The 11314-nt window shown below is 68.9% G+C and carries 7 protein-coding genes and 1 pseudogene; 5 read left to right on the top strand and 3 right to left on the bottom strand.

Annotated features, from left to right (window positions below; translation table 11 throughout):
* Window positions 1–16: 16 nt before the first annotated feature.
* Window positions 17–2503 (top strand): [protein-PII] uridylyltransferase, encoded by a 2487-nt coding sequence (locus VML93_RS26215; RefSeq protein ID WP_414686448.1) that lies wholly within the window; start codon window positions 17–19, stop codon window positions 2501–2503.
* Here the strand turns inward: VML93_RS26215 and VML93_RS26210 are convergent.
* Both VML93_RS26210 and VML93_RS26205 read right to left on the bottom strand, forming a co-directional pair.
* Window positions 2500–4221 (bottom strand): DEAD/DEAH box helicase, encoded by a 1722-nt coding sequence (locus VML93_RS26210; RefSeq protein ID WP_414686447.1) that lies wholly within the window; start codon window positions 4219–4221, stop codon window positions 2500–2502. The genes VML93_RS26215 and VML93_RS26210 overlap by 4 nt on opposite strands.
* Window positions 4222–4320: 99 nt before the next feature.
* Window positions 4321–5107: pseudogene (locus VML93_RS26205) on the bottom strand (alpha/beta hydrolase).
* A 148-nt stretch (window positions 5108–5255) separates the two neighbouring features.
* On the opposite strand from VML93_RS26205, the gene ffh reads away from it, so the two are divergent.
* The 3 genes from ffh to VML93_RS26190 are packed head-to-tail and all read left to right on the top strand — an operon-like array spanning window position 5256 to window position 9751.
* Entirely contained in the window at window positions 5256–6824 is a 1569-nt protein-coding gene (gene ffh, locus VML93_RS26200; RefSeq protein WP_325615183.1) for a signal recognition particle protein, read from the top strand.
* 7 nt (window positions 6825–6831) lie between these two features.
* On the top strand, window positions 6832–7908 hold the full coding sequence (locus VML93_RS26195; RefSeq protein WP_325615182.1) for an amidohydrolase family protein: 1077 nt from the start codon (window positions 6832–6834) through the stop codon (window positions 7906–7908).
* Window positions 7909–7966: 58 nt separating this feature from the next.
* On the top strand, window positions 7967–9751 hold the full coding sequence (locus VML93_RS26190; protein ID WP_325615181.1) for a serine/threonine-protein kinase: 1785 nt from the start codon (window positions 7967–7969) through the stop codon (window positions 9749–9751).
* An 11-nt stretch (window positions 9752–9762) separates the two neighbouring features.
* On the opposite strand, the gene VML93_RS26185 is transcribed toward VML93_RS26190, so the two are convergent.
* On the bottom strand, window positions 9763–10638 hold the full coding sequence (locus tag VML93_RS26185; RefSeq protein WP_325615180.1) for a D-alanyl-D-alanine carboxypeptidase family protein: 876 nt from the start codon (window positions 10636–10638) through the stop codon (window positions 9763–9765).
* A gap of 72 nt (window positions 10639–10710) precedes the next feature.
* Here VML93_RS26185 and VML93_RS26180 point away from each other — a divergent pair, with 72 nt between their 5' ends.
* A complete protein-coding gene (locus VML93_RS26180) occupies window positions 10711–11130 on the top strand; it encodes a nuclear transport factor 2 family protein (protein ID WP_325615179.1) in 420 nt (139 codons plus the stop codon).
* The last annotated feature ends 184 nt before the right edge of the window (window positions 11131–11314 follow it).

The following is an 11314-nucleotide window of genomic DNA, read 5'->3' as shown; positions in this document are numbered from 1 at the left end:
CCACCCCTGATCTAATCTGGGTGGACGGGCGCGGGCCGGGGATTCCCGGCCCGCGCATCTCGATTGGAGGCCGACGGTAACAGGAAGTGCTTGCGCGGCAAGCGATTTGGCTGCTGCGCGACGGGATCTGCTCTCGGACGGGCACCATGATCTGGATGCGGCCGAGCTGCGGCAGGCGTTGCTGGAGCTACACGAGTCCTGGCTGACGGCCAAGGCGGCCGAGATCGGGATCACCGCTGCCAGCGGCTTCTCGATCGTCGGAGTCGGTGGGCTGGGCCGCCGGGAGCTGCTGCCGTACTCGGACCTGGACCTGATCCTGGTGCACGACGGCAAGCCCGCCAAGGTGTTGGGTGAGGTCGCCGACAAGCTGTGGTACCCGCTGTGGGACGCCAACATTCGGCTCGACCACAGCGTGCGAACCGTCAGCGAGGCGCTGGCCACCGCCAATGCCGACATGACGGCCGCGCTGGGCATGCTGGAAGCCCGCCACATCGCCGGCGACGAGCAGTTGTCGACGGAGATGATCTCCGGGGTGCGCCGGCAGTGGCGCAGCGGTATCCGCTCCCGAATGGACGAACTCGTGGAGATGACGGAGGCCCGCTGGCAGCGCTGCTTCCGGATCGCGCACCGCGCCGAGCCCGACCTGAAACTGGGGCGCGGCGGCCTGCGCGACGTGCAGTTGCTGGACGCGCTGGCGGTCGCTCAGCTGATCGACCGCCGCGGTGTGAACAATCCGGACACGCCGGCGGGTGCGCTGGACGATGCCTACCTGACGCTGCTCAATGTGCGCACCGAGCTGCACCGGGTATCCGGGCGCGGCGGCGACATACTGCTGGCCCAATTCGCCGACGACATCAGCGCCGCCCTGCATTTCGGTGACAGATTTGACCTGTCACGCGTGCTGTCCCATGCCGCCCGCACCATCAGCTACGAGGCGGAGACCGGACTGCGGACCGCGGTCAACGCATTGCCGCGGCGCGGCGTGTCGGCCCTGGTGCGGCGTCCGAAACGCCGCCCGTTGGCCGACGGCGTCGTCGAATACGTCGGGGAAATCGTGCTTGCCCGCGACGCCCGTCCGGAAAGCGATCCCGGTCTGATTCTCCGGGTGGCTGCGGCGTCGGCCTCGACCGGAGTGCCGATCGCCGCCGCTACGCTGAGTCACCTCGCCGCCAGCGCCGCCGAGTTGGAAGCGCCCTGGCCGCACCAGGCTTTGGACGACTTTCTGGTGGTGCTCAGCTCCGGGCCCACCGCCGTCGCGACCATCGAAGCGCTCGACCGCACCGGGCTGTGGGGCCGGCTGTTGCCGGAATGGGGCGCGATCCGCGACCTTCCGCCGCGCGATGTTGCCCACAAATGGACCGTGGACCGTCATCTGGTCGAGGCCACCCTCAACGCGGCGCCGTTGGCCACCCAGGTGTCGCGGCCGGACCTACTTGCGCTCGGCGCGCTGCTGCACGATATCGGCAAGGGCCGGGGCGCGGACCATAGCGTGCTGGGCGCCGAGCTGGCCATCCAGATCGGGGAGCGGATGGGGATGGCGCCCCAGGACATTCAGACGCTCTCGAACATGGTCCGCTACCACCTGCTGCTGCCGGTGGTGGCCACTCGAAGTGACCTCAACGATCCGCAAACCATCGAGTACGTATCCGAGGCGCTGGGCGGTGACGCGGTTCTGCTCGAGCTGCTGCACGCGCTGGCCGAGGCGGACTCGAAGGCCACCGGCCCCGGGGTATGGAGCGACTGGAAGGCGTCCCTGGTCGAGAACCTGGTGCGCCGGTGCCGGTTGGTGATGGCAGGGGAGACCCTGCCGAAGGCCGATCCGGCTGCGCCCCACTATCTTTCACTCGCGGCTGACCACGGCGTGCATGTGGAGGTCAAGCCCGGGGACAGCGAGCGCATGTACCACGTGGTGATGGTCGCCCCGGACCAGCGCGGGCTGGTGTCGAGGGCCGCCGCCGTGCTGGCGCTGAACTCGCTGGGAGTGCATTCGGCGTCGGTGAACGTCTATGACGGCGTTGCGATCACCGAGTTCGTGGTGTCCCCGCACTTCGGTTCCCCGGCCGCGGCCGACCTGCTGCGGTTGCAGTTCGTCGGTGCCCTGGCCGGCGACATCGACGTGCTGGGCATGTTGGAGAAACGGGACAGCGAGGCCGCCGCGGGGGCGTCCGGCCGGTTCGGGGAGGTGCAGGTGGGGGTGCCGGTGACACGTGTCACCGCCCCGCCCCGCATCCTGTGGTTCGACACCGCCACGCCGGGCCAGCCGATCGTCGAAATCCGCGCCGCAGACCGGCCGGGCCTGCTCGCGCTGCTGACCCGGGCGCTGGAGCGCGCGCGAGCAGACATCGTCTGGGCGAAGGTGAACACCTTTGGATCGACGGCTTCCGACGTGTTCTGTGTGGTGCTGCCCGGGGAGTCTCTATACGGGCTGGCCGACGGCGAAAACATGCAGGACATGGTGGACAAACACCTGCTGGCCGTGTTGAACGCGGCGGTGACTGGCTAAGGCCGCTCGGAGTTGAGCCGGCGAACGGCGTCGATGCGCGCCTTGAGCTGTTCGCTGGTGGCCGCGGCGATCGGCGGCCCGCCACAGCGGCGGCGCAGTTCGCTGTGGATCCAACCGTGTGGTTTGCCGGTGCGGTGATGGGCTACCGACACGAGCGCGTTGAGCTCGCGGCGCAGCTCGCGCAGTTGGCCATGGGTGGTCAGCACCGCCGGAGCGCCCTGTTGCTTCTGGGCGCGTTTACGCAGCTGCTCGTCTTGGCGGCGGTGCAGCAGGGCGCGCATCTGCTCCGCGTCGAGCAGCCCCGGGATACCGAGGTAGTCGGCTTCCTCGTCGCTTCCGGCGGGTGCGGCGGTGCCGAACGAGGACCCGTCGAAGATGACCTGATCCAGTTCGGCGTCGGCGCCCAACGAGATGAAGCCCTTTTCGGGGTCGGTCTTCTCCGTTTGGGTCGTGACGGCCGGATCGTCGAGGAGGGGATCGTCTTGCGGCCGGTGTGGTTCGCCCAGCACGTGGTTGCGCTGCGCCTCCAACTCGCTGGCCAGCTGCAGCAGGTTGGGCACCGACGGCACGAAGATGCTCGCGGTTTCACCCGGGCGGCGAGACCGCACGAACCGGCCGATGGCCTGTGCGAAGTACAACGGCGTCGACGCGCTGGTGGCGTAGATCCCGACCGACAGCCGCGGCACGTCGACGCCTTCAGAGACCATCCGCACCGCGACCAGCCAGCGACTGGTGCTGTCCGTGAATTCGCTGATGCGCGAAGAGGATCCGGGGTCGTCAGACAGCACCACCGTCGGAGCTTGTCCGGTGATCGTCGTCAGCAGGCGGGCGTATGCGCGGGCCGCGGTCTGGTCGGAGGCGATGATCATGCCCCCGGCATCGGGGACGTGGGTGCGAAGTTGACTCAGCCGTTGATCAGCCGCCGCGATCACCGCGGGCATCCATTCGCCGGCCGGGTCGAGCGCGGTGCGCCACGCCCGTGCGGTCTGCTCGGCGGACAGCGGCTCGCCCAGTCGCGCCGTGTGCTCTTCGCCCGCGCTGTCCCGCCAGCGCGCCTGGCCGGAGTAGGCGAGGAAGACCACCGGCCGGACCACTCCGTCGGCCAGGGCTTCGGCGTAGCCGTAGGTGTGGTCGGACTGCGACCGCAGCGCCCCGTCGGGGCCTGGTTCGTAGCTGACGAACGGGATGGGGCTGTCATCGCTGCGAAATGGCGTGCCCGTCAAGGCAAGTCGGCGGCTGGCGTCGCTGAAGGCTTCGCGGATGGCGTCGCCCCAGGTCTTGGTGTCACCGCCATGGTGGATCTCGTCGAACACGACCAGGGTCTTGCGCTGCTCGGTGCGCACCCGGTGCAGCGTCGGGTGTGACGCGACCTGGGCGTACGTGACCATCACGCCGTGGTACTGCGGCGAGGTCTGGGCGTTGGCGTTGGAGAATCTCGGGTCCAAGGCCAGGCCCTGGGACGCGGCGGCCTGCGCCCACTGGATCTTGAGGTGTTCGGTGGGCACCACGACGGTGATCTGTTCGACGGCGCGGTGCCTGAGCAGTTCGGCCGCCACCCGCAGCGCGAAGGTGGTCTTGCCGGATCCCGGGGTGGCCACGGCGAGGAAGTCGCGCGACTGGCCGGCCAGGTACTTCACCAGGGCGCGGCGCTGCCAGCCCCGCAACGGCCCGCTGCCTTCGGCGCGCGCCGGCCCACAGCCGACCGGTTGCACCGACACAGTCCCCCCGTATTTGCTTACTCGACGCGGCCAGCCCGGTTCGGCTGCGGCTGTGAAATGTAGCACGACAACGCTTTTCGGCGCAGCGGCAACGTGGAGTTAGCTCGTCAGGCCGCGTGTCTGCAGCCAGGCGTGGATTCGTGCGGCCACGTCGGCCCAGCCGGGTTCGAGCATCATGTTGTGCCCCATGTCGAAGAATTCCGGCTCCGTCCCGTAGGCGCGGGCCGTGGCGCGCACCTCGCCCGGGCTGACGAATCCGTCGCGTACGGCGCCGAGGACCAGGACCGGGGTGTTCACCCGCCGGGTTTTGACGCGGCGGACCATCGGATCGGCCATCGCGGCACGAATGCTCTCGGCTCCGGCGCGTCGCATGCAGGACTCGACGATGGCCTCGGGTGTGTCGGCGGAGAACAGGTACTCGCGGGTGAGCGGGGGTGGCGAGGAATTTCAGCAACGTGGGGTCGGCCCAGGCCTTCATCGTCATCGACGGTCGGCGGCGCCACACCCGTAATGCCAGGGTCAGCACGCCCTGCGGCGGCACGGAGCCCACCAACACCGCGGCCGGGGCGCTGTGCTGTTCCAGGTAGCGCTGGATCACGAAGCCGCCCAGGGAATGGCCGATCAGCACCGGCGAGCCACCCAGGTCGTCAGCCACCGACCGTAGGTCGTCGATGTAGTCGGCGATGGACACCGACCGCAACGGCTTGGCTGTGGGGCTGGTGCCGTGGCCACGCAGGCTCAGCGCGACGGCGCGGTAGCGGGCGTTCGCGAAGAAGTCCAGGAAGTGGTCGTCCCAGCACCACGCGCCGTGCCAGCCGCCGTGCACGAACAGCAGCGGGACCGGATGCGCGTCCGTGCAGGACCCCTTGTCGATCACCTCGAGCATGAGCCCGACCTTTCGTTGCCGACGACCGGCCGTCAAGGCTTTCCGGCCTGTTCAAGCAGGCGAGTGTGAAGTTAGTCGCACACTCGGCGTCGAGTGTGAAGCTAGCTGCACGCTCGCGCCACACCGCAGAACCACTAGGCTTGCGGACGTGTTTGAATCGCTGTCCGACCGGTTGACCGGTGCCCTGCAGGGGCTGCGCGGCAAAGGTCGTCTGACCGACGCCGATATCGATGCCACCGCCCGCGAAATCCGGCTTGCACTGCTTGAAGCCGACGTTTCGCTGCCGGTGGTGCGCGCATTCGTCTACCGGATCAAAGAACGCGCCCGCGGCGCCGAGGTGTCCGGTGCACTCAACCCGGCGCAACAGGTCGTCAAGATCGTCAACGAGGAGCTGATCGGCATCCTCGGCGGCCAGACCCGCCAGCTGGCGTTCGCCAAGACGCCGCCCACCGTGGTGATGCTGGCCGGTCTGCAGGGCTCCGGTAAGACCACGCTGGCCGGCAAATTGGCTGCCTGGCTGCGCGGCCAAGGGCACACCCCGCTTCTGGTGGCCTGCGACCTGCAGCGGCCGGCGGCCGTCAACCAGCTGCAGGTCGTCGGAGAGCGCGCCGGCGTGCCGGTGTTCGCGCCGCACCCCGGCGCCTCGCCCGAATCCGGCCCCGGCGACCCCGTCGCCGTCGCGGCCGCCGGGCTTGCCGAGGCCCGGGCCAAGCACTTCGACGTCGTCATCGTCGACACCGCCGGACGGCTGGGCATCGACGAGGAGTTGATGGCCCAGGCCGCCGACATCCGGGCGGCCATCGACCCCGACGAGGTGCTGTTCGTCCTGGACGCCATGATCGGCCAGGACGCCGTCACCACCGCCCGGGCGTTCGGCGACGGCGTCGGCTTCACCGGTGTGGTGCTGACCAAACTCGACGGTGACGCCCGCGGTGGCGCCGCGCTGTCGGTCCGCGAAGTGACCGGTGTCCCAATCCTTTTCGCTTCCACCGGGGAGAAGCTGGCCGACTTCGACGTCTTCCACCCGGACCGGATGGCCGGCCGCATCCTGGGCATGGGCGACGTGCTGAGCCTGATCGAGCAGGCCGAGCAGGTCTTCGACGCCCAGCAGGCCGAGGAGGCCGCCCTCAAGATCGGTGCCGGCGAGCTGACCCTGGAGGATTTCCTCGAGCAGATGCAGGCCGTGCGCAAGATGGGCCCGATCGGCAACTTGCTGGGCATGCTGCCCGGCGGCGGCCAGATGAAGGAGGCGCTGGCCGATTTCGACGACCGTGAGCTCGACCGGATCCAGGCCATCATCCGCGGGATGACGCCGCAAGAGCGGGCCGACCCCAAGATCATCAACGCGTCGCGGCGGTTGCGTATCGCCAACGGCTCGGGGGTGACGGTGTCGGAGGTCAACCAGCTGGTGGACCGCTTCTTCGAAGCCCGCAAGATGATGTCGTCGATGCTCGGGGGCATGGGCATCCCCGGTCTGGGTCGTAAGTCGGCGACGCGCAAGAGCAAGGGCGGCGCCAAAGGCAAGAAGGGCAAGAAGGGGGCGCGCGGTCCCACGCCGCCGAAAACGCGGAGTCCGTTCGGGGCGGGTATGCCGGGCATGCCGGCCGGGTTCCCCGATCTGTCGCAGATGCCCGAAGGTCTCAACGAGCTGCCGCCGGGCCTGGCCGACTTCGACCTGTCCAAGCTGAAGTTCCCAGGCAAACCAGGCGGAAAGTAGCCGCGCCGTGCGCCTGCACGTGCGAGGTTTGGGGCTCCCGGACGAAACAGCGATCGAACTGTGGGTCATCGACGGCCACATCAGCACGGAGCGGGTTGCCGACGCCGACACCGTCTTTGATGGAGGCTGGATCCTGCCAGGCCTGGTGGACGCGCACTGTCACGTCGGGCTCGGTGCGGGCGGCGGTGTCGAACTCGACGCGGCGATCGAACAGGCCGAGACCGAACGTGACGTCGGCGCACTGCTGCTGCGTGACTGCGGTACACCGAGCGACACCCGCAGCCTCGACGACCACGAAGACCTGCCCCGCATCATCCGGGCCGGCAAACACCTGGCCAGGCCGAAGCGCTACATCGCCGGCATCGGCGTCGAGCTGGAAGACGAATCGCAGCTGCCGGCTGCGGTCGCCGTCGAGGCCCGCCGCGGAGACGGCTGGATCAAGCTGGTCGGCGACTGGATCGACCGCCAGGTGGGCGACCTCGCCCCGCTGTGGTCCGACGACGTGCTCAAAGCGGCGATCGACGCCGCACACGCCCACGGCGCACGGGTCACCGCGCACGTCTTCAGCGAGGACGCGCTGCCGGGACTGATCAAGGCCGGCATCGATTGCATCGAGCACGGCACCGGCCTGACCGACGACACCGTCGCGCTGATGCTCGAGCACGGCACCGCACTGGTCCCCACGCTGATCAACCTCGAAAACTTCCCGGGCATCGCCGACTCTGCGGTGCGCTACCCGACCTACGCGGCGCACATGCGCGACCTGTATGCGCGCGGCTACGAGCGGATCGCCGCGGCGCGGGATGCCGGTGTGCCCGTATACGCCGGCACCGACGCCGGCAGCATGATCGCGCACGGGCGGATCGCCGACGAGATCGAGGCGCTCAAGCACATCGGGATGACCCAGACCGAGGCGTTAGGTGCGGCGTGCTGGGATGCCCGTCGCTGGCTGGGCCGGCCCGGTCTGGAACACGGGGCGTCGGCCGACCTGGTGTGCTACTCGGCGGATCCGCGCGGAGGTCCCGGGGTGCTCAACCATCCCGATCTGGTGATCCTGCGCGGCAAGACGTTTCGGCCCGACTAACAGGCGCTTGGCAGGCGCTGGACGAGCGCGGCCTGCGCATCGCGGATAGGATCTCGAAATGGCGTTGGCCAGCGGCGCGACTCTGGCCGGTTACACGGTCGCGCGAAGGCTGGGTTCGGGTGTGACGGGTGAGGTTTACCTTGCCCAAGATCCGCAATCGGTGCACTGGGTGGCACTGAAAGTTCTCTCGCCGGCGTTGTCGTCGGACAGCGAATTCCGCCGGCGTTTCCAGGCTGAGACCCCGATCGCCACGACCCTCTATCACCAGCACATCGTTGCGGTGCACGACCGCGGCGAATCCGACGGACAGCTGTGGCTGGCGATGGATTACATCGAGGGGGTCAACGCCGCGCAGCTCATGGCGGAGCGCTTTCCGGCGGTATCGCCGGCCGGCGAGGTGCTCGCGATCATCACCGCCGTGGCCGAAGCTCTCGACTACGCCCATCAGCGCGGGTTGCTGCATCGCGATGTCAAACCCGCCAACATCCTGCTGACCAGCCGAGACGAGGGCGAACAACGGATTCTGCTGTCTGACTTCGGGATAGCCCCACAGCTCGGTGCTGCCACCGGAACCGACGTCCCGTCCGGCCCGATCGCCTACGCCGCGCCCGAACAGTTGACGGGTCCCGACACTCCCGATAACCCCGGTATTCAAGGCAGCGCCGACCAGTACGCGTTGGCGGCCACCGCATTTCATCTGCTGACCGGCGCGCCGCCGGTCAGGCACGGCGATCCGGCTGCCGCGCCCGACCCGGCCGGCGACGGCGCGGCGCCCAGACTCAGCGACCAGCGCCCGGAGCTGGCCCGCCTCGACGGCGTGTTCTCCAGAGCACTTGCCGCCAATCCCGCCGACCGCTTCGCCAGCAGCCTCGAGTTCGCCGACGCGGCCAACGACGCGGCCGGCATTTCCCAGGGTGACCGCAGTCCCGAGGCTCTCCTGGCGGCGACGGTGTTCGACTATCCCGCTTACGCCTGGCTCGACCGTGAGGACATCACCGACACCGAGTACGCATCCAGTGGCGGCATACCGAACCGGCGCGGCAAGGGGCCGCACTCGGCGGCCAGGGAGCTGGCGCGGCACCTGGACGACTTTTCCCAGGGAAGCAAGATCGCGGCGACGCCTGCTGACGCCGCCCCGCCGCGTAGGCGCCGGTCGCTCAGGACGGTGCTGACGATTGTGGCGGCTCTGCTGGTCGTAGGAGTGCTGGCGGCCGGCGTCGCGATCTGGCGTGGCACCCAGGCGACCTCCACCCGGGCAGGGAGCCCGTCGACGACACCGCCGGCCGCCATCGCGCCGCAGACCACCGCGCCGGCCGCGCCCGTTCCGCTCGACGGTAGTTACCGCCTGCAGGTGCAACGGTCAAAACAGACGTTCAACTATGTTCCCGATCCGCAACCGCCGGATGTGAACACCTTGTGGGCCTTCCGCTCGTCCTGCACGCCGACGGCATGCAACGCGGTCGGCATGCTGCTCGACGACCTCGGTCACGCGCGGGCGAAAACCGAACAAGGCGTCATCATGCGCTTCGCCGAAGGCCAATGGCTGTCTGACCCGGAGACCGTCGAGTTCGCCTGCGTCGGGGGAAACGGCGTGGCCCGTACCCAGACCACGACGCAGGTGCTGTCGCTGCGACCGAAGTCCGGGGGCGACTTCGCCGGCGAACTGACCGCCACCGTGCAAAGCAACGAGTGCGGCCAGAAGGCGGCGGTGTTCAGGATCCCCACCGTGGCCAGCCGGATCGGAGAGGTGCCTCCGGCGGTGAAACTGCCGGACCCGGGAACGGTCCCCAGCACAGACACCCCCGCGATACCGACCACAGCCCCGTCGGGCCCCGGTCGTTGACCTAACGCAAGCTAAAGCGAGCCGATGCTGGACTGGGGGTTGAGCGCGAAGCCCCAGTTGAACAGGTTCGCGGCCTGGTCCCAATACGTCGGTCCGCCGGGCTGGATCAGTCCGTACATCATGGCGATCACCAGCCGGCGGCCACCGCGGGCGGCCCCGCCGACGAACGTCTTGCGCGCGGCGCTGGTGTACCCGGTCTTGCCGCCGATCGCGCCGGGGTAGCGCTGCAGCAGCTCATCCTGGTTCTCGATGGGCTGGTCACCGTGATCGCCGGGGAACATCGCCGACGGTTCGGCGGTGATGTGCGCGAACATCGGGTTGGCCATCGCGGCCCGGAAGATGACGGCCAAGTCGTGCGCCGTCGTCCACCCCGAGCCGTCGGGGCCGTCCAGGCCGGACGGGCTGGTCGCGTGGGTGGTCACCGCCCCCAGGGCGGCGGCCTTGGAGTTCATCTTGGCGACGGCGGCGTCCTGGCCGCCGAGCATCTGTGCCAGCGTGTTGGCGGCGTCGTTGCCCGAAACCAGCAGCAGGCCGTCGAGCAGCTGGCGCGCGGTGTAGGTGCGGCCCGGCTTGATGCCGACGCAGTTGCATTCGACGTCGGTGTCCGCGACATCGGCGACGACGGTGGAGTTCAGGTCCAGCTCGTCGAGCACCACCAGCGACAACAGCACCTTGATCGTGCTCGCGGGCGGGTGGGCGATGTTCTGGTCGCGGCCGGCCAGCACCTGACCGCTGTCGAGGTCGGCCACGATCCAGGTCTGAGCCGGGCCGTCGGGGATCGGCACCGAGCCCACCGGCTGCATGGCGGTGTCCGCCTTCGAGATCGCGGTGTTACCCGCACCGACGGCGATTACGGCGAGCAGCGCTGCGGCTGCGAGCTTTCGCATGGGCGCAGAGTTTAACTTCCGCGGCCCCGGGACGCCTGTTTTGGGCCGGACCGGCGATGTTTGAATCGAAGCATGTTGAGCCTGGAAGAGATTTCCGACCGCCTGGAGATCCAGCAGCTGCTGGTGGACTACTCCACCGCCATTGACCAGCGTCGATTCGACGACCTGGACAAGGTGTTCACCCCGGATGCCTACATCGACTACACCGCCCTCGGCGGGATCGAGGGCCGGTATCCCGAGGTGAAGAAGTGGCTGTCGGAGGTGCTGCCGAACTTCCCGATCTACGCGCACATGCTCGGCAACTTCTCGGTCCGCATCGACGGGGACGCCGCGTCCTCGCGGGTGATCTGCTTCAACCCGATGGTGCTGGGCGGAGACAAGGGACAGATTCTATTCTGCGGCCTGTGGTACGACGACGAGTTCGTGCGCACCCCCGAGGGCTGGCGGATGACCCGCCGCGTCGAAACCAAGACGTTCCAGAAGGTCATGTAAGGCAGGGTCTGATGGTGGCGACCCGCCGCGCCCGGCTTCGCCGCGCTCGCGATCGCCACGGGTCTGATGGTGGCGACCCGCCGCGCCCGGCTTCGCCGCGCTCGCGATCGCCACGGGTCTGATGGTGGCGACCCGCCGCGCCCGGCTTCGCCGCGCTCGCGATCGCCACGGGTCTGATGGTGGC

The sequence above is a fragment of the Mycobacterium sp. genome, from assembly GCF_035499775.1.
In the GTDB taxonomy this organism is placed as follows: Bacteria; Actinomycetota; Actinomycetes; order Mycobacteriales; family Mycobacteriaceae; genus Mycobacterium.
Note: the sequence above shows the minus strand (reverse complement) of the source record. Positions and strands in the feature narration are given on the sequence as shown.